Source organism: Mycobacterium sp. IDUB_24 (genome assembly GCF_055419385.1).
Genome location: NZ_JBVAXO010000002.1, coordinates 129,734 through 148,430, shown reverse-complemented (window position 1 = coordinate 148,430; position 18,697 = coordinate 129,734). Strand labels below are relative to the sequence as shown.

18 protein-coding genes are annotated in these 18,697 nt (G+C 64.9%); 7 read left to right on the top strand and 11 right to left on the bottom strand.

Going from position 1 to position 18,697, the window contains the following annotated elements:
* Positions 1–84: 84 nt before the first annotated feature.
* Both ACZYZF_RS08350 and ACZYZF_RS08345 read left to right on the top strand, forming a co-directional pair.
* Positions 85–786, top strand: coding sequence for a TetR/AcrR family transcriptional regulator (locus ACZYZF_RS08350; protein ID WP_039314381.1), 702 nt, complete (start codon positions 85–87; stop codon positions 784–786).
* 4 nt (positions 787–790) lie between these two features.
* Positions 791–1,657 (top strand): polyphosphate kinase 2 family protein, encoded by an 867-nt coding sequence (locus tag ACZYZF_RS08345; RefSeq protein ID WP_463742647.1) that lies wholly within the window; start codon positions 791–793, stop codon positions 1,655–1,657.
* A gap of 98 nt (positions 1,658–1,755) precedes the next feature.
* Here ACZYZF_RS08345 and ACZYZF_RS08340 read toward each other — a convergent pair whose 3' ends face one another.
* From ACZYZF_RS08340 to ACZYZF_RS08325, 4 genes are all read right to left on the bottom strand, one after another.
* On the bottom strand, positions 1,756–2,631 hold the full coding sequence (locus ACZYZF_RS08340; RefSeq protein ID WP_463742648.1) for a cyclopropane mycolic acid synthase family methyltransferase: 876 nt from the start codon (positions 2,629–2,631) through the stop codon (positions 1,756–1,758).
* A gap of 152 nt (positions 2,632–2,783) precedes the next feature.
* On the bottom strand, positions 2,784–3,644 hold the full coding sequence (locus ACZYZF_RS08335; RefSeq protein ID WP_463742649.1) for a 3-hydroxybutyryl-CoA dehydrogenase: 861 nt from the start codon (positions 3,642–3,644) through the stop codon (positions 2,784–2,786).
* A gap of 157 nt (positions 3,645–3,801) precedes the next feature.
* Positions 3,802–5,088, bottom strand: coding sequence for an isocitrate lyase (gene aceA / locus ACZYZF_RS08330; RefSeq protein ID WP_463742650.1), 1,287 nt, complete (start codon positions 5,086–5,088; stop codon positions 3,802–3,804).
* A gap of 269 nt (positions 5,089–5,357) precedes the next feature.
* Positions 5,358–6,179, bottom strand: a complete 822-nt coding sequence (locus ACZYZF_RS08325) for an acyl-ACP thioesterase domain-containing protein (RefSeq protein WP_463742651.1) — start codon at positions 6,177–6,179, stop codon at positions 5,358–5,360.
* Positions 6,180–6,297: 118 nt separating this feature from the next.
* Here ACZYZF_RS08325 and ramB point away from each other — a divergent pair, with 118 nt between their 5' ends.
* On the top strand, positions 6,298–7,713 hold the full coding sequence (gene ramB / locus ACZYZF_RS08320; protein ID WP_463742652.1) for an acetate metabolism transcriptional regulator RamB: 1,416 nt from the start codon (positions 6,298–6,300) through the stop codon (positions 7,711–7,713).
* Positions 7,714–7,834: 121 nt separating this feature from the next.
* A complete protein-coding gene (locus ACZYZF_RS08315; RefSeq protein ID WP_463835258.1) occupies positions 7,835–8,386 on the top strand; it encodes a carboxymuconolactone decarboxylase family protein in 552 nt (183 codons plus the stop codon).
* A 54-nt stretch (positions 8,387–8,440) separates the two neighbouring features.
* On the opposite strand, the gene ACZYZF_RS08310 is transcribed toward ACZYZF_RS08315, so the two are convergent.
* From ACZYZF_RS08310 to ACZYZF_RS08290, 5 genes are read right to left on the bottom strand one after another with little or no spacing between them, the layout of a single operon-like run.
* Positions 8,441–8,710, bottom strand: a complete 270-nt coding sequence (locus ACZYZF_RS08310) for a flagellar basal body-associated FliL family protein (protein WP_463835257.1) — start codon at positions 8,708–8,710, stop codon at positions 8,441–8,443.
* Positions 8,707–10,107 (bottom strand): dihydrolipoyl dehydrogenase, encoded by a 1,401-nt coding sequence (gene lpdA, locus ACZYZF_RS08305; protein ID WP_463835256.1) that lies wholly within the window; start codon positions 10,105–10,107, stop codon positions 8,707–8,709. The genes ACZYZF_RS08310 and lpdA overlap by 4 nt, the downstream gene beginning before the upstream one ends.
* 30 nt (positions 10,108–10,137) lie before the next feature.
* Positions 10,138–10,632, bottom strand: a complete 495-nt coding sequence (locus tag ACZYZF_RS08300) for a hypothetical protein (RefSeq protein ID WP_463742656.1) — start codon at positions 10,630–10,632, stop codon at positions 10,138–10,140.
* Positions 10,625–10,903 (bottom strand): putative holin, encoded by a 279-nt coding sequence (locus tag ACZYZF_RS08295; RefSeq protein WP_463742657.1) that lies wholly within the window; start codon positions 10,901–10,903, stop codon positions 10,625–10,627. The genes ACZYZF_RS08300 and ACZYZF_RS08295 overlap by 8 nt, the downstream gene beginning before the upstream one ends.
* A 34-nt stretch (positions 10,904–10,937) precedes the next feature.
* Entirely contained in the window at positions 10,938–11,435 is a 498-nt protein-coding gene (locus tag ACZYZF_RS08290) for a DUF779 domain-containing protein (protein WP_463835255.1), read from the bottom strand.
* Between the two features lie 25 nt (positions 11,436–11,460).
* On the opposite strand from ACZYZF_RS08290, the gene ACZYZF_RS08285 reads away from it, so the two are divergent.
* The 3 genes from ACZYZF_RS08285 to ACZYZF_RS08275 all read left to right on the top strand — a co-directional run bounded on the left by ACZYZF_RS08285 (position 11,461) and on the right by ACZYZF_RS08275 (position 16,944).
* On the top strand, positions 11,461–13,497 hold the full coding sequence (locus ACZYZF_RS08285) for a prolyl oligopeptidase family serine peptidase (protein WP_463835253.1): 2,037 nt from the start codon (positions 11,461–11,463) through the stop codon (positions 13,495–13,497).
* Between the two features lie 60 nt (positions 13,498–13,557).
* Positions 13,558–14,754, top strand: coding sequence for a neutral zinc metallopeptidase (locus ACZYZF_RS08280; RefSeq protein ID WP_463835252.1), 1,197 nt, complete (start codon positions 13,558–13,560; stop codon positions 14,752–14,754).
* Between the two features lie 285 nt (positions 14,755–15,039).
* The gene (locus tag ACZYZF_RS08275) at positions 15,040–16,944 is read left to right on the top strand and encodes a peptidase (RefSeq protein ID WP_463835251.1); all 1,905 of its coding nucleotides are present in this window, start codon (positions 15,040–15,042) and stop codon (positions 16,942–16,944) included.
* A 3-nt stretch (positions 16,945–16,947) separates the two neighbouring features.
* Here the strand turns inward: ACZYZF_RS08275 and ACZYZF_RS08270 are convergent, their stop codons facing one another.
* Complete coding sequence (locus ACZYZF_RS08270; protein WP_463742662.1) at positions 16,948–17,793, bottom strand: hypothetical protein; 846 nt, start codon at positions 17,791–17,793, stop codon at positions 16,948–16,950.
* Positions 17,794–17,829: 36 nt separating this feature from the next.
* The gene (gene ppk2 / locus ACZYZF_RS08265) at positions 17,830–18,687 is read right to left on the bottom strand and encodes a polyphosphate kinase 2 (RefSeq protein WP_463742663.1); all 858 of its coding nucleotides are present in this window, start codon (positions 18,685–18,687) and stop codon (positions 17,830–17,832) included.
* Positions 18,688–18,697: the final 10 nt, after the last annotated feature.

Here is an 18,697-nt window from a genome sequence, read left to right as displayed (position 1 = left end):
GCGACTGACGGTCTGACCCTGGAGCCGGTATACGCAGATTCGCCGTAGTATCAAGTGGAACTAGGGAATGGGACTACTGCGACTGTGGCACAGACTCCGCCGGTGACGGTGAAGACCGATGGACGCAAACGGCGCTGGCACCAGCACAAGGTGGAGCGGCGCAACGAATTGGTAGACGGCACCCTGGAAGCAATCCGGAGCCGGGGCAGCAACGTCAGCATGGACGAGATCGCGGCCGAGATCGGCGTGTCCAAGACCGTGCTGTACCGCTATTTCGTCGACAAGAACGATCTCACCACCGCCGTCATGATGCGGTTCGCCCAGACCACCCTGATCCCGAATATGGCTTCGGCCCTGTCCTCGAACCTCGACGGGTTCGACCTGACCCGCGAGATCATCAAGGTCTACGTGGAAACCGTTGCGGCCGAGCCAGAGATCTATCCGTTCGTGATGGCCAACAACTCAGCCAGCAAGAGCAAGGCCGTCGCCGATTCCGAGCAGATCATCGCGCGCATGCTGGCCGTGATGCTGCGCCGCCGGATGGCCCAGGCCGGCATGGACACCCGCGGCGCCGAGGCGTGGGCGTTCCACACCGTCGGCGGGGTCCAGCTGGCCACCCACTCGTGGATGTCGAACCCGCGGATGACCGCCGATGACCTGATCGATTACCTCACCATGCTGTCCTGGAACGCACTGTGCGGCATCGTCGAAGTCGGCGGCTCGCTGGAGAAGTTCAACTCACTGCCGCACCCGTCACCGGTTTTACCGCCGCAACTGCTTGACTGAACGGGTGACCGACAAGGACCTGCCTACGCTGTGGACCCACGAACCACATGACCAACTGGTTTTTCGTCCGGGCGACCAGGTTGCGCGCATCGACGCCAACGGCACTCCGGGATTCCGGGGCAACAAGAGCGATGCGCCCACCCTGCAGACCGAACGCAATCTGAGGTTGGCCTCGCTGCAGGAAATGCTCTACGCCCGCTCCAAGAGCGGTGACGACAACCGCTCGATTCTGCTGATCCTGCAGGGAATGGACACCGCCGGCAAGGGCGGCATCGTCAAACATGTTGTGGGAGCGGCGAATCCGCAAGGCATCCGGTACACCAGCTTCGGCAAGCCGACCGAGGACGAGCGCGCCCACCACTACCTGTGGCGGATTCGCAACGCCCTTCCGCCGGCCGGGCACATCGGGGTGTTCGACCGTTCGCACTACGAGGACGTGCTGATCGTCCGCGTGCACAACCTGGTACCGCCGGACGTCTGGGGCGCCCGCTACGACGAGATCAACGCCTTCGAACGCGAATTGGTCGACGCCGGCACCACATTGGTGAAGGTGGCCATGTTCGTCTCACTCGCCGAGCAGAAGGAACGCCTGGCCGAGCGGCTCGAACGGCCCGAGAAGTACTGGAAATACAACCCGGCCGACATCGACGAGCGACTGCTGTGGCCCAAGTACCAGGAGGCCTACCAGGCCATGCTGGAGAAGACGTCGACCGACTACGCGCCGTGGCACATCGTGCCGTGTGACAGGAAGTGGTACAGCCGGCTCGCCATCACCGAACTGCTCATCGAGGCCCTCAAGGGTCTCAACATGTCGTGGCCGCCGGCGGACTTCGACGTCGAGGTGGAGAAGAAGCGGCTGGCGGACGCCTGAGTTCGCTCGGGTCTGGTTGCGCCGAGATGGAATCCAGGGACAAATACCTCAGGCGCTTCGGATCTGGGATCCGAAGCGCCTGAGGTGAAAGAGCGAAACTACTTGACCAGCGTGAACTGGCCGATGTTGGTGATGCCGCGACGGAAGAAGTCGGCGCAACCGGTCAGGTACTTCATGTACCGGTCGTAGACCTCCTGGCCCTGCATGGCGATGGCCTCGTCCTTCTTGGCTTCGAGGTTGGCCGCCCACATGTCCAGCGTCCGCGCGTAGTGCGGCCGCAGCAGGTGGGTGCGCTCCAGCTTGAAGCCCGAGCCGTCGGCCAGCTTCTCGATGTCCTCGACCGCAGGCAGCTGCCCACCGGGGAAGATCTCCTCGCCGATGAACTTCATGAACTTCAGGTCGCTGATCGTCAGCTTGATGTTGTTCTCACGGAAGAACTGCTGGGTGTGCGCCAGGATCGTGTGCAGCAGCATCCGGCCGCCGTTCTCCGGCAGGATGCTGTAGGCCCGCTCGAAGAACACCGGGTAACGCTCCTGCTTGAACGCCTCGAACGCGCCGATCGACACGATGCGGTCGACGGGCTCGTTGAACTCTTCCCAGCCCTGCATCCGGATCTCGATGCTGCGGTTGGTGTCGATCTTGGCGAGCCGCTCACGGGCATACTCCGACTGAGCCTTGCTCAGCGTGATGCCGATGACGTTGACATCGAACTTGGTGACGGCGCGCTCCAGGGCGCCACCCCAGCCACAGCCGATGTCGAGCAGCGTCATGCCCGGCTTGAGGTCGAGCTTGCCCAGCGCGAGGTCGAACTTGGCGTTCTGCGACTCCTCGAGGTTCATGTCCTCGCGCTCGTAGTAACCGCAGGTGTAACCCATGGTCGGACCGAGCCACAGGGCGAAGAACTCATTCGAGATGTCGTAGATCGACTGCGACTCCTCGTAGTACGGAGCAAGATCGGACTCGACGTTAGACATACGAAAAATTACCTCTTTGCGTTTCTGCTGCTGACGACCGTTGGGTTTGGGGCCGACATACGTTCTTACATGCAGACTCTATTGAGCGAGCCGGCAGGCCCTACTGTGGGTAGACTAGCTAAGCCTCGGCCATAGTGCCAGCGCGGCCCTTCTCAGTACTTGTAGAAGCCCTGGCCCGATTTCTTGCCCAGCTGTCCCGCCTCCACCATGCGCAACAGGAGCGGTGGCGCGGCGTACAAAGGCTCTTTGAACTCGTCAAACATCTTGTCGGCGATGAGCTTCAGGGTGTCCAATCCGACCAGATCGGACAGCCGCAGCGGCCCCATCGGATGCGACAGCCCGGCCACCACTGCTTTGTCGACATCTTCGATTGTGGCAAAGCCACCCTCGACCATCCGGACCGCTGCCAGGAGGTAGGGAACCAGCAACGCGTTGACCACAAAACCGGACCGGTCAGAACAACGGACAACCTGTTTTCCGAGAACCGTGCCGGCGAATTCCTCGACGCGCGCCGACGCGGCTTCCGAGGTCACCAGGGTGCCGACCAATTCGACCAGCGGCAACACCGGAACCGGGTTGAAAAAGTGCAGGCCAAGGACCCTGGCAGGATTCTGTGTAGCTGCTGCGAGTTTCATGATCGGGATGCTCGAGGTGTTGGAGGCGAGCACCGCGTCGGGGTCGGTGATCACGCGATCCAGGTCGGCGAAGATCTTCGCTTTGACGTTCTCGTCTTCGATCACGGCCTCGATGACCAGTTGCCGGTCGGCCAGATCGTCGATCGTGGTGGTGAACTTCAGCTTGTCCAGCGCGGCGTCCTTCTCCCGCTCCGTGACCTTGCCCGAGCTGACGGCACGTTCGAGCGATTTGGTGATGCGGTTACGGCCCGCGGTGACCAGTGCGTCGGTGGTCTCGAACACCAGCACGTCGACGCCGGCTCGTGCGGACACCTCGGCGATACCCGCGCCCATCTGGCCGGCACCGATCACGCCTACTCGTTCAATTTGATTGCTCACTACTTCACTTTCTCAGTACGCGGATACGCAACAGGCCCCGCCCAAGAATTCTGAGCGGGGCCCGTGCTGTCAAGCCGTGTCAGTACCGCGAGCAGACGCAAACTCGTCCATTTCGGGACCGAAACGTGCGAGTTTGTGTCTGCTCAGCGGATGCGGCCTAGTGGAACTGACCCTCTTCGGTGGAACCGGCCAGGGCGGTGGTCGAGCTGGTCGGGTCGACGGTGGTGGCGATCCGATCGAAGTAGCCGGCGCCGACCTCGCGCTGGTGCTTCGTGGCGGTGTAACCGCGCTCCTCGGCGGCGAACTCGCGCTCCTGCAGCTCGACGTAGGCCTTCATCTGCTCGCGGGCGTAGCCGTGGGCCAGGTCGAACATCGAGTAGTTGAGGGCGTGGAAGCCGGCCAGCGTGATGAACTGGAACTTGAAGCCCATCGCGCCCAGCTCGCGCTGGAACTTGGCGATGGTGTCGTCGTCCAGGTGCTGCTTCCAGTTGAACGACGGCGAGCAGTTGTAGGACAGCATCTGGTCCGGGAATTCGCTCTTGACGCCCTCGGCGAACTTCTTCGCGAGCTCGAGGTCCGGGGTGCCGGTCTCCATCCAGATGAGATCCGAGTACGGCGCGTAGGCCTTCGCACGGGCGATGCAGGGCTCGAGGCCGTTCTGCACGCGGTAGAAGCCTTCCTTGGTGCGCTCACCGGTGATGAACGGACGGTCCCGCTCGTCGACGTCGGAGGTGATCAGCGTGGCGGCCTCGGCGTCGGTCCGGGCGATGACCAGCGTGGGCACGTCGGCGACGTCAGCGGCCAGACGGGCCGAGGTCAGGGTGCGGACGTGCTGCTGGGTCGGGATCAGCACCTTGCCACCGAGGTGGCCGCACTTCTTCTCCGAGGCCAGCTGGTCTTCCCAGTGCGAGCCCGCGACGCCGGCGGCGATCATGGCCTTCTGGAGCTCGTAGACGTTGAGCGCACCACCGAAGCCGGCCTCACCGTCCGCGACGATCGGGGCGAGCCAGTTCTCGACCGAGGTGTCGCCCTCGACCTTGGCGATCTGGTCGGCACGCATCAGCGCGTTGTTGATGCGGCGGACCACCTGCGGCACCGAGTTGGCCGGGTACAGGCTCTGGTCGGGGTAGGTGTGGCCGGACAAGTTGGCGTCGCCGGCGACCTGCCACCCGGACAGGTAGATGGCCTTCAGGCCGGCACGCACCTGCTGGACGGCCTGGTTGCCGGTCAGCGCGCCGAGCGCGTTGACGAAGTCCATGTCGTGCAGCTGCTCCCACAGCACCTCGGAGCCGCGGCGGGCGAGGGTGTTCTCCTCGACCACGGAGCCCTGCAGGGCAACCACGTCGGCCGGGGTGTAGGTACGGGTGATGCCCTTCCAGCGGGGGTTGTGATCCCAGTCGTGCTGGATCTGCTCCGGTGACTTGGGGGTGCCCACGGTCGACATAGGACTGCTCCTTCGGTTGTTAAGTCCGCTTGTTCGGCCACTGGGCGCCTTCAACTTGTTAACGCCGAGCAGCTTTACTCTTGTGCTCACACGACGATGGCACAGCACATATCCGCAGGTCCACCCGTTTCATCTGCCAATTTTCGCCAAAGCGCCAGGCTAACTTGCAAAGGTTGCGAAGAAATATGATGGCTGTACCGGTTCAGAAGCTACCGACGGGTAGCCCAAAGGCGCAGGTCAGTACGCTCGTACTGTTAAACCTGGCGGGGTCAGAGCGAGAACAGTGAGGCGATCGCTTTTGTCTCGTCGCCGACGGCATATGTGAGCGTTCTAACAGTGCGGTCGGTGAGCTCTTCGCCGAATTTGTCGGTCGATCCGGCCGGGTGGACGTGCGACAGGATCTCGAGTTTCTCGCCGAGGGCCACCGCGGCATCGTGCTCGATGGTCACCCGCAGCGGCTTCTCCAGCAGCTCGGGGTGGGAGTACAGGTAGTCCTCGATCACCGTCCAGTACACCGAGTTGTTCATGTGGTCGAACAGGTCGATGTCGGACACCCGCACCGGGTATTCGCGGATCTCTGCGGCATCCTCACGGCTGCCGGCCTTCAGGTAGGACTTCCAGCGCAGCCTGGACTCGTCGGTGGTGCGGCGCAGACCGGACAGGAAGTCGTCAGAGATACGGGAAGGCCCCTGCGTCTCCCGGTTGATGTGGATCCAGAACGCCTCGGACTCCATCAGTCCGCCCTTGCGCCCGTCGATACGCACCCGCATCTCGCACCACCGGTTGGACGTTCCCGAACACCACCGCCGCATCCGCAGGATGTCGCCGCCGATGATGGGCCGGATCAGATCGATCATCGTGCGCCGCACGATCCACGCGGGGTGGACGTCTTCGTAGCCCATCTCCCGCAGTTGGTCCTGGCCGATGTCCTGAATGTGTCGGCAGGCGCCGTCGAAACGCAGCCGCCCGTCGCGGTCGACATCGGCCATCCGCAGCGGCCATTCCCGGTCGAAGACGTCGGGATGGGGATCGGGCACCGGCATCATCACCTTGTTCAGCCCGGTGGTCGAATTCTGCGCGGTACCCGCCATGATCATCTCCAGTCGCTATCGCCTGAGCCGATCATGCCAGGCAGCCCGATACTGCCAGTAGTAGCTGAACTGCTAAGAATGCAAAGGCCGTCTTCACATTCTTGTTAGGCTGTTTGACGTGGCAAAAACGTTCGTCGGGTCACGCGTGCGGCAACTGCGGAGCGAGCGTGGATTCAGCCAGGCGGCGCTGGCCCAGATGCTGGAGATCTCCCCCAGTTACCTCAATCAGATCGAGCACGACGTGCGGCCGCTCACCGTGGCAGTGCTGCTGCGCATCACCGAGGTTTTCGGGGTGGACGCGACGTTCTTCGCGCCGCACGACGACACCCGACTGGTCGCCGAGATGCGCGAGGTGGCGATGGACCGCGACCTCGGCGCCGACATGGATGTCGCCGAAGTCGCCGACATGGTGGCGGCCTACCCGAATTTCGCCCGGGCGATGGTCAACCTGCACCGTCGGTATCGCTTGACCACCACGCAATTGGCGGCCGCCACCGAGGACCGCTACTCCGACGGCAGCGGCAGCGGTTCGATCACCATGCCGCACGAGGAAGTGCGGGACTACTTCTACCAACGGCAGAACTACCTGCATCAGCTCGATGCCGCCGCCGAAGATCTGACCGCCAAGATCCGGATGCACCGCGGTGACCTCGCCGGCGAGCTGGCCAACCGGCTGACCACCGAGCACGGGGTACGGATCGTGCGACGCATCGATCTGGGCGACACCGTGCTGCACCGCTACGACCCGGCCACCAAGACCCTGGAGATGGGCAATCATCTCTCCCGGGGCCAGCAGGTGTTCAAGATGGCGGCCGAACTGGCCTTCCTGGAATTCGGCGATCTCATCGACAAGATGGTCGACGAGGGCATGTTCACCAGCGTCGAATCCCGCACCCTGGCTCGGCTCGGGCTGGCCAACTACTTCGCCGCGGCGACCGTGCTCCCCTACCGCCAATTCCACGATGTCGCCGAGAATTTCCGCTATGACGTGGAGCGGCTGTCGGCGTTCTACTCGGTGAGCTACGAGACCATCGCACACCGGCTTTCCACCCTGCAGCGCCCTTCGATGCGGGGTGTGCCGTTCTCCTTCGTCCGAGTCGACCGCGCCGGAAATATGTCAAAGCGCCAGTCCGCCACCGGCTTTCACTTTTCATCTTCTGGCGGCACCTGCCCGCTGTGGAACGTCTACGAGACATTCGGCAATCCCGGCAAGATCGGCGTGCAGATCGCCCAGATGCCCGACGGCCGCAACTACATGTGGGTGGCTCGCACCGTGGAGCGTCGCGCCTCACGCTACGGCCAGCCCGGAAAGACCTTCGCGATCGGCCTGGGATGTGAACTGCGCCATGCACACCGGCTGGTGTACTCCGAAGGCCTCGATCTCTCCGGCGAGGTGGCAACCCCCATCGGCTCCGGTTGCCGCGTGTGCGAACGCGACAACTGCCCGCAACGCGCGTTCCCCGCGCTCGGTAAGGCCCTGGACCTCAACGAACACCGCTCGACGGTGTCGCCGTATCTGGTGCGTCAGCCGTAGCTGCCCGGCGAGATCGCCCGCCGCTTTCTGCCCCTGGGCCGTGGCGACGGCCGATCAGCAGCCCGGCTGAAGAAACCGGTGCGCACACCCCGGCCGCTCCGCCTGTGCCAGACTCGGCTGGGTGAGTGCACTCGAGCCGGCCCGCATCGCGCCGGGCGGATTCCGCGAGCTGGGCCCGGTCAATTGGGCCATTGCCAAGCTGGGCGCCAGGGCCATCCGTGCGCCCCGGTTCACCTTGATGAACGTACTGGGCCAGCACAAGCTGTTGTTCCTGGCCTGGCTGCCGTATTCCGGGCTGCTGCTCGGCCCCCTGGGCAAGTTGCCGCGTCAGGATGCCGAGCTCGTCATCCTCCGGGTGGGCCATCTGCGTGATTGTGAATACGAGCTGCAGCAGCACCGCCGGCTGGCCCGCAGCCGCGGCGTCGACGCCGAGACCCAGGCCAGGATCTTCGAGGGTCCCGACGCCGAGGGCCTCACCGACCGTCAGCGGGTGTTGATCACCGCGACCGACGAGTTCGTCGTCACCCGCTCCGTCTCCGCGGAAACCTGGGGCGCGCTGTCCACCCTGCTCACCAAGCAGCAGCTCATCGAATTCTGCATGCTGGCGAGCCAATACGACGGCCTGGCCGCCACCATGACGACGCTCCGGATCCCGCTGGACTTCCCCGACTGAGTGATTTCGGTGCATCCGGTAACGGCCGGCGTTACCGGATGCACCCAAATCGCATCAGAGGTAGGTGACCCCGAGCAGCACGAGGGAGAAGATCACCGGGGACACCGGCAGCGCCCACAGGAACGCCGCCCAGGTGTGGGATTTCTGCTGGTACTTGCGCCGGCCGAAGTAGGCGCCCGCGGCCCCACCGATGAACGACAAGGCAGCGACCAGCAGCACCCAGATGTTGACCCGGGAGCCTTCGGTGGCCAATGTGATGGCGGCCAGCCACAGGATGTGGCCGACCACCAATCCGGCTATGCCGGCGACGATTTCGTTTCTCAAAAGTTGATCATGTGGCCGGCCAGACCGTGGAAGCACTCCTGCAGCGCCTCCGACAGGGTCGGGTGGGTGTGCACGTTGCGGGCCAGCTCGTGGGCGGTCAAATCCCACTTCTGCGCCAAGGTCAACTCCGGCAACAGCTCGGAGACATCCGGCCCGATCAGGTGCCCCCCGATCAGTTCGAGGTGCTTCTTGTCGGCGATCAGCTTCACGAAACCGGTCGGATCCGCCAAGCCGTGCGCCTTGCCGTTGGCGGTGAACGGGAACTTGGCGACGACGACGTCATAGCCCTCGGCCTTGGCCTGCTCCTCGGTGAGCCCGAAGCTGGCCACCTGCGGCTGACAGAACGTGGCGCGCGGCATCATCCGGTAGTCGCCCAGCGCCAGAGTCTCTGCGCCGCCGATGGTTTCGGCCGCGACAACACCTTGGGCCTCGGCCACGTGGGCCAGCTGCAGCTTGCCGGTGACGTCGCCGATGGCGTAGATCCCCGGCACATTGGTGCGCATGTAATCGTCGATGCCGATGGCCTTGCGATCGGTCAGCGCCACGCCTGCGGCCTCCAGGCCGTAGCCCTCGACGTTGGGCCCGAAACCGATGGCCTGCAGCACCTTGTCGGCCTTGAGCTCTTCGGACTTGCCGTCCTTGCTGACCGTCACGACAACGGGGCCCTCGCCCCCCTTGTCCGAGATGCCCTCGACCTTGGTACCGGTCAGGATCTTCACGCCCAGCTTCTTGTACTGCTTCTCGATCTCCTTGGAGACCTCGGCGTCCTCGTTGGGCAGCGCACGCGGCAGGAACTCGACGATGGTGACGTCGACGCCGTAGTTCTTGAGCACGTAGGCAAATTCCATGCCGATCGCACCGGCACCGGCGATGATGATCGAGCCCGGCAGGTCACGCGAGAGGATCTGGGTTTCGTAGGTGACGACGTTGTCGGACAACGAGGTACCCGGCACCAGACGGGTCGACGACCCGGTGGCGATGATGGCGTTGTCGAAGGTGAGCTCGTCTGTCCCGCCCTCGTTGAGCTTCACCGACATTGCCTTGGGCCCGGTGAAGGTGCCGTAGCCGTGGATCTCGGTGATCTTGTTCTTCTTCATCAGGAAGTGCACGCCGGCGACGCGGCCGTCGGCGACCTTGCGGCTCCGGTCGAAGGCGGCACCGTAATCGAAGGTGGCCTCACCGCTGATACCGAAGGTCTTGGCTTCCTTGTTGAAGATGTGCGCGAGTTCGGCGTTGCGCAGCAGCGCCTTGGACGGGATACACCCGACATTGAGGCACACGCCGCCCCAGTATTTGGGTTCGACAATTGCGGTGTTCAGCCCCAGTTGGGCGGCACGAATGGCCGCGACGTATCCACCGGGACCAGCTCCGAGAACGACGACGTCAAAGTGGGTCACGACCCCACCCTAGTGGGCCGCGCAATGGTCCTACCGGGCGATCCAGCCGAACACGTAGGCACCATAGAAAACCGCCGCAGCGCCCATCGCCGCCAGCGGCGCCGACATCAGCGCGATGGCCAGGGCCGATATCACCGGTTTGCGCTGCGCCGTCGATGCCAGCAGCGCACCGACCGTGGTGGCGACGACGTAGGCGAGCGCGACGAACACCGGCCAGGTCTTGTCGACCGACTGATACCAGTAGTAGTACAGGCCCGCGCCTGCCGCGGCCGAGACGAACCACACCGCGGCCAGCACGCCCACGAACGTCCACCACTTCACCGACAGATACGACCCCTCGACGACGATGGAGGGGGCCGGCGCGGGCAGCGGCGCCGACGGTGCGTCGTCGGATTCCACCTGGTCCGGCGTCATGTCTTCCGCGGGCGTCAGACCGGCCGACGATTCGTCGGCAACGATCTCGTTTTCCCCGGTGTCGAACAGCGGCGCGAAGTCAGCGGTGGAGGTGTCGACGTCTTCAGCCATGGGATGCCACCTGGATGATCGCCAGCGCACCGAACCAGCCGGGCGCGATGGCCAGGGCGAACGCCCCGAGTGTGGTGACCCAGCGCCGCCCCGAGAGGAGCACCAGAAGCGTCCCGAGGACACCGGGTACCCCGAGGACCAGGGCAATCACCACATCCGGCCGGACGGAGACCGTCACCAGCAATGTCGTCGCGATCCCGGTCAGCAGCCCGACCGCTACGCCGACCGACATTGCGCCGGTCAGCAGCCACGCCCGTGGCAGCGGAATCACTCTTCGACGATAACGCCGCGACCCGTGCGACCCGCTACATCTGCGCGGCGCGTCCCCCGGGTACCGGGCAGGCGTCGGCGGCTTCGTCGACGAGGTGGCTGCCGATGTCGGGTGGACGGGCGCCGGCGCTGTACTGCGCGCCGGTCACCAGGGATTGCGCGGCCAGCAGCGCGTTCTCCTGGTCGGTGAAGGCCCGGCCACGAGACAGGAACCGCATCCCGTCGGGCGCTTCCAAGCTGAACCCACCGCCGCGGCCGGGGACGACGTCGATCACCAGCTGAGTGTGTTTCCACGCCTCGAACTGCGGGCCGGAGATCCACACCGGCACGCCGGCAGCGCCCACATCGAGCACCGCCAGCAGGATGTCGCGGTCCCCGACGATGAACTCGCCGTCGGGGTAACACATCGGCGACGATCCGTCGCAGCAGCCGCCGGACTGGTGGAACATCAATGCCCCGTGGCGCTCCTGCAACCGAGCCAGCAGATCGGCGGCGGCCACGGTGATCAGGGCCCGCGCCGGTGCTCGATCCATCACGTCCTCGCTTCCACTGGCAGCGGTGTTGTTCAGCTCACAGTACGCGCGCAGTCACAATGGACGGGTGGCAGCGGACCCCTTCCTATGGCTTGAGGACATCACCGGCGACGACGCGTTGGCGTGGGTGCGGGCGCACAACGAGCCGACGATCGCCCAGCTGAGCGGTGAGCGTTTCGAAAAGATGCGCGCCGACGTGTTGGAGATCCTCGACACCGATGCGCGTATCCCCTACCCAGGTCGCCGTGGTGACTATCTGTACAACTTCTGGCGCGACGAGGCGAACCCGCGCGGCCTGTGGCGGCGCACCACGCTGGAGAGCTACCGCACCGACGAACCCGAATGGGACGTGATCCTCGATCTCGACGAGCTGGCCCGGGACGAGGACGAGAACTGGGTGTGGGCCGGGCCCGAGGTGATCGAGCCGGATCACACATTGGCCATGATCAGCCTGTCCCGCGGCGGTGCCGACGCCACCGTGGTGCGTGAGTTCGACATGCGGACAAGGGAATTCGTATCCGACGGGTTCGAACTGCCTGAGGCCAAGTCCTCCGTGTCATGGGAGGACGAGGACACACTGCTGGTGTGCACCGACTTCGGCGAGGGCTCGATGACCGAGTCGGGTTACCCGCGGATCGCCAAGCGCTGGCGCCGTGGCCAACCCTTGGCCGAGGCCGAGCCGGTGTACGAGGCCGAGCCGACCGATGTCCGGGTGATCGCCTCGATCGACCGGACACCGGGCTTCGAGCACACCCGACTGGGTCGTTACACCGACTTCTACCACCGCGTCCGCTACGAGGTGCGCGACGGCGAGCTGATCGAGATCAAGGTGCCGACCGACTCGTCGCTGTCGCTACACCGGGAGTGGCTGCTGATCTCGCTGCGGACCGACTGGCAGGTGGATGGGATCACCTATCCGGCGGGGGCGCTGTTGGGCGCGAAATTCGACGATTTCCTCTCCGGCACAGCGGATCTCGTGATGGTCTACGAACCCGATGAACACAGCAGCCTGGCCGGCGTGCAGTGGACCAGGGAAAAGCTGATCCTCGTCACGCTGCGCGATGTCGCCAGCCACGTCGAGATCATCACTCCCGGGACGTGGGAGCACAGGGACGCGCCGGACATTCCGCCCGCAACCGACACCATCGTCGTCGACATCGACCCCTTCGGGGACGAGGTCTTCTACAACTCAAGCGGATTCACCACCCCGTCGCGGCTGCTGTACGGCACAGCCGGCGGACCGCTGACCGAAGTGAAGTCCGCACCGGCGTTCTACGACGCCGACGGCATCGACGTCGAGCAGTATTTCGCGACCTCCGAGGACGGCACGAAGGTTCCCTACTTCGTGGTCGGACGCCGCGACGAACCGAGCCCGACCCATCTCTACGGCTATGGCGGATTTCAAAATTCGTTGACGCCGGGTTACATCGGTGGTGCCGGGCGCGCGTGGCTGGAACGCGGTGGGACCTACGTGCAGGCCAACATCCGCGGCGGCGGCGAGTACGGCCCGGGCTGGCACAAGCAGGCGATGCGGGAGAACCGTCATGTGGTGTACGAGGATTTCGCTGCGGTGGCAGCAGATCTGGTGCGCCGGGGAATCACCACAGTCGAGCAACTCGGCGCTTCCGGCGGCAGCAACGGCGGGCTGTTGATGGGTGTCATGTTGACCCACTACCCCGAGTTGTTCGGGGCGCTGGTGTGCAGTGTGCCGTTGCTGGACATGAAGCGTTTCCACCTGTTGCTGGCGGGCGCCTCGTGGGTGGCCGAGTACGGCAATCCCGACGATCCGGCGGACTGGGAATTCATGTCGAAATATTCTCCGTACCAAAATATTTCGGACTCGGCGACGTACCCGCCGATCCTGATCACCACCTCGACCCGCGACGACCGGGTCCATCCCGGGCATGCCAGGAAGATGACCGCGGCGCTGGAGGCGGCAGGACACCGGGTGCTGTACTACGAGAACATCGAGGGCGGCCACGGCGGCGCGGCCGACAACAAGCAGGCCGCGTTCAAGGCCGCGCTGACCTACGAGTTCCTCTGGCAGACGCTGGGCGGCTAGCGGGCCCTGGCGGGGAATTCGTGCGCAGCCGCGCCTGGCCGGGCCAGTATCGTTCTCGAAATGCAGTCGTGGGGTCCGTTCGGTCCGCCGCCCAAGTCCTGGGATGACAACAATCCCTTCGGCGCGGGCGCCGACCCGTTCACACCGGCCGAGAAGGGCACTGCCAAGCCGGCGGACTCGTGGACTTCTGCTGTCGATCCCTGGGCAACCGCACCATCAGGACCGCCTCCGCAGCAGCACTTTGCCGACCCGTGGGGTGCTCCGTCCCCCGCCTATCCGACACCTGTGCCGTTGCCGAGAAGGTCTCGGCGCCCCGCCATCCTGATCGGCTCGGCCGCAGCCGTCGTGGTGGTGATCGCACTGGTCACAGCCGGGGTTTTCGTGCTCAACAGGCAGGGCAGCACCACCGCCGGAGAGCCGGACAGCCCGGCAGTCGCGGTCCCCACCAGCGAGCTCACGTCCGCGCCGTCGTACACAGCCGCCACGACTCCGCACCCGACCGCCACCAGTGCGCAGCCCCTGCCCACCGGCGAGGCGGCGCTGGGGCAAAACCGCATCTACGCCAACTTCGACGCAGGCCTGGCCAAACACCCGTGCAACCCCGCTGGCTGGCCGAGCGACGCAGCGGCTGCTGAGGCCTTCTACCAGGCGGCCCTGCGGTGTTTGGACGACGCATGGGAACCTCTCGTCACTGCCGCAGGATTCGAGTTTCGAAGAGCGGCGCTGTCGGTGCCGGCGGGCGACGTCATGACCACTGCGTGTGGCACGTACCCGTCGAATCCTGGCCAAAACCCTGCCCGGTACTGCGGTTCGGACGAAACGCTGTACATGCCGCTGGCGGGAATGCCGGCAGAACGATATGGGGACAAGGCGATCATCTACCTGGCGATGCTCGCCCATGAGTACGGCCACCACATCCAGTCCCTCACGGGGACCGGGGGTGAGGAGTACAAGCAGACCCACGCCCTGGGGGAGCAATCCGCGGAAGGCCTGGAACTGTCCCGCCGCTATGAATTGCAGGCGCAGTGCTTCTCCGGCATGTTCGTCGGCTCCATCGTCGAGACCGGAGGACGATTCACCGTGGCCGACTACCAGACCGCACTTGACGACAACGCCACCCGTGGCGATTGGAATCCGAGTGCACCACGTGACCACGGATCGACGGCACACTTCGGTGGTTGGTGGGATCAGGGCTACCGCGAGAACAAGATCGGCGAGTGCAACACGTGGCTGTCGCCCGCCGGCGACGTGTCGTAGCGGGTAGAGCTCGCTCAGGGCTCTCCCTGCCCGGCCCCGTAATTAACGGAAGAGTCACAAAACGCTGACGATGGATCTCGATCGGCATCTTCGCCTGGCCGTCGTGGGTAACCTCCAGGCCGGGTAATCGGTTCATGCCCCGAGACAATGTTTTCGGCTTCAACCGCAGTCTGTGCTGCGGCCACTAAGAGGGGGCTTCCGGGCATGAGGCCGCGCGGTCTGCGATGGGAAGAATATTCAGGGATCGCCACCGGGAGAATGTCTTTGAGGCTTCTGTCGACCGCAATGGCTGTGGTGTTGACCGCCGTTGCAGCCGGACCCGCGATGGGTTCGGCCGCCGCCGATCCGGCCCAGACGCGCTACTCGCTGGTGAACGGCTGCTACCTCGTCGACACCCCGACCGGACCGGTGGCGCCGGCCGCCGGGCCGTATCGGATGCAGGCAACCGGGCTCGGCGAATACCTGCTCTACGGCCGGAACCAGGAGGTGCTCAACGCCACGCTACGGTCGGTCAATACCGTCAGCACGCCGTCATTGACGTCGGTGTGGCGGGTAGATGGTTCTGGCACAACTGGTTTCACCCTCACCAATGCGGTGACCAAGCTCAGCGGAGCCGTCACGTTCGTGCCCGCGACCGGCTGCGCGGAGTATCCCGAGGCGAACGATGGGACCGCTGGAATCCCGGGCCCGGGTGTCGGGCCGGATGGGTCGATCGTCGGGACGGTCGACCCGCATGTGCACGTCACCGCCTACGAGTTCATGGGCGGCAACTTCCACTGCGGACGGCCGTGGCACCGCTTCGGCGCGATGTACGCACTGCCCGACTGTGCGCCGTACCGCACCGGGACCAACGGACTGGTGGCCAGTTTCCTCGATTACGGTGAGCCCTTTCACGCCTCCGACACCCGCGGTTGGCCGACCTTCCGCGACTGGCCCAAACCGTCGGTACTCACCACCGAAAACACCTACTGGACCAGCATCCGGCGGACCTGGAAGGCCGGCCTGCGCATGATGACCGTCGACCTCGTCGACAACGAGTCACTGTGCACGCTGATGACCAGCCGCCGAAACGCATGCAACGACATGACTTCCGTGCGCACCCAGGCGGCCGGCTTGCGCGCACTGCAGGACTACATCGACGCGCAGTCCGGAGGGCCCGGCCAGGGCTTCTTCCGTATCGTGACGGATCCCGCAACCGCGCGCCAGGTGGCCGCGTCCGGCAAGCTCGCGGTGGTCATGGGCATGGAGCTGTCCGACCCGATGAACTGCGGCGTTATTCTGGGACAGCCGAAATGCGGGCGGGCCGACATCGACCGCTGGCTCACCGAACTCCGGAACATCGGTGTCAGCAGCTTCTTCCCGATCCACAAGTTCGACAACGCCTTCGGCGGCACCAAGATGGACCCTGCAGCCACCGGCCTGTTGGTCAACGCAGGCAATTTCATGCAGACGGGCACCTTCTGGAATGTCCAGTCCTGCAACGGGACCGAGTCGGACAGCACGCAGTTGTCGGTGCCACTTGCCGGCAATGTCAATCAATTCCTGGCCAAACTCGTCGGTCCTTTGATCGGTGGCGCCTCGCTGCCGCTCTACGCCGACGGACCGCACTGCAATGTCCGCGGCCTGACCGATCTGGGCCGATACCTGATCAACGCGATGATCGACCGGGGCTTCCTGATTGAGGTCGACCATATGGACGAGGTCACCGCAGACCAGGTCATGACGATCATCGAACAGCGTCAGTACCCCGGCGTCGTGTCCTCGCACAGTTGGGGCTCCACCCGCACCATCCAACGTGTCTATGCCGTAGGCGGTTTCGCCACGCCATACGCCGGTGGGCCGGGCAGCACCATCGGGGCCTGGCGTGAGGCCCGCGCCATGTACCGCCCGAGTTCCGACTTCGGGTTCGGCTTCGGTTCCGATATGAACGGCCTGGCGCCTCAGGGCGGGCCGCTCGGCGCCGGCGTCGTCAACTATCCTTTCACCTCCCACGACGGCCACGTGACTTTCGACCGGGAGCGTTGGGGCGAGCGCACTTTCGACATCAACACCGATGGCACCGCTACCTACGGCAGCTATGCCGACTGGCTCGAGGCGATCCGTGTCCAGGCCGGCCCGGAGATGATGACCGACATGTTCCACGGCGCAGAGATCTATCTGCGCCTGTGGGGCCGTGTTCGGGGAGCCTGAGCCTCAGTCCCGACGCCGCAGCCCACCCAGCAGCGCCACCACGATCCCGAACACCACCAGCGCACCGCCGGCGGCCAGGGCGAGGTTGAGCCAATGGTGCAGGCTGGTTATCGCGTGGCCGGTCATGGCATCGGCGATCTGGCGGATATCGCCGCTGGTGTGGTTGAGCGCCTCGTTGAGGTAGCGGCGGCCCGCCTCCAGCCCGGCCCAACCGGCCGCCCCTACCAGCAGTGCGGAAATCCCCAGTGCAGCAAGGGTTTTACCGCGGGCTCGGGCCGCGGCCAGGGTCAGCAGGGCGAAGACGCCGGCCAGCACCGTCACCCCGACGCTCGCCCACGGACCCCAAACGGCCAGCGGCCGCAGGATCCCTGGTCGCAAACTGTCCGGCGCCGAAGAAGCGATGGGGACCGTAAGTGTTTGCGGCACTTCGATACCGAAGCCGGACAGGGTCTCGTGGAATGTGGCGTCCGAGAGCATCGGGGCCACGTCGATCACCCAACTGCCGTTCTCGTTGCGCGACAACCGGTCGGTGAACATCCAGGTGTGGGCGAGTTGATTGGCCAGTGCGAACTGCCCGGGAAAGTCCGGCCCCGCGGTATAGGCGCCTGCCACGGCACGGATCCGCCGCGAATCGACCTCGGTGCCGTTCCGTGCGGCCAGGGATTGCACCTGGGTGGTGAGTTCACCGGCCACTGCCTGCTGCAACTGCGGGTCGGCGGCCGCACCCGCGGCGAACGCCGAGTAGCCCTGCTGGTCGATGACGTTCTTCTGCACCCATGCCGACGGCACCGCCACAGCGAGCAGGATCGTCGTCAGCACCCACAGGAACAGCGTCATGACGAATCGCACGCCGTCCTCCTAGTTCTCGGGCGGCGGCCAGTCTGCTCAGTCCGACAGGGCACGCCCCACGATCAGCGGATCGGCGTGGCCGACCACCTCAAAATCCTTGTTGTCGTAGTCGAACTTACCGAGCACGTAGCGCATGGCGTTGATGCGGGCGCGTTTCTTGTCGTTGCTCTTGACCACGGTCCAGGGCGCCATTTCGGTGTCGGTCCAGGCGAACATGTCTTCTTTGGCCGCGGTGTAGTCGTCCCACTTGTCCAGCGACGCGAGGTCGGTGGGTGAGAGTTTCCACTGCCGAACCGGATCGACCTGGCGGATGGTGAACCGGGTCCGCTGCTCGGATTGAGTGACGGAGAACCACAGCTTGGTGAGGCTGATGCCATCGTTGACCAGCATCTGCTCGAACAGCGGGGCCTGACGGATGAACTCGGCATGCTGTTTGGGCGAGCAGTACCCCATCACGCGCTCCACCCCGGCGCGGTTGTACCAGGAGCGGTCGAATAGGACGATCTCGCCGGCGGCGGGCAGGTGTTGCACGTAGCGCTGGAAATACCACTGGGTGCGTTCTTTTTCAGTGGGTTTCTCGAGAGCGACGACGCGGGCACCGCGGGGGTTGAGGTGCTCCATGAACCGCTTGATGGTGCCGCCCTTGCCGGCCGCGTCACGCCCCTCGAAGACGATGACGTGGCGCAGCCCGTTGCCCTGGCTCCACTTCTGCAGCTTCAGCAGTTCGATCTGCAGGAGCCGCTTCTGCTCCTCGTACTCCTGGCGCGACATGCGGTCGAAGTACGGGTAGTTCTCCCGCCAGGTGTCGACGACGTCGCCGCCGGGTTCCAGCAGCAGCACGGGGTCGTCATCGTCGTCGTCACGGACCGCGTAGCCGGTGATGTCCAGAGTCACCGGACGACGG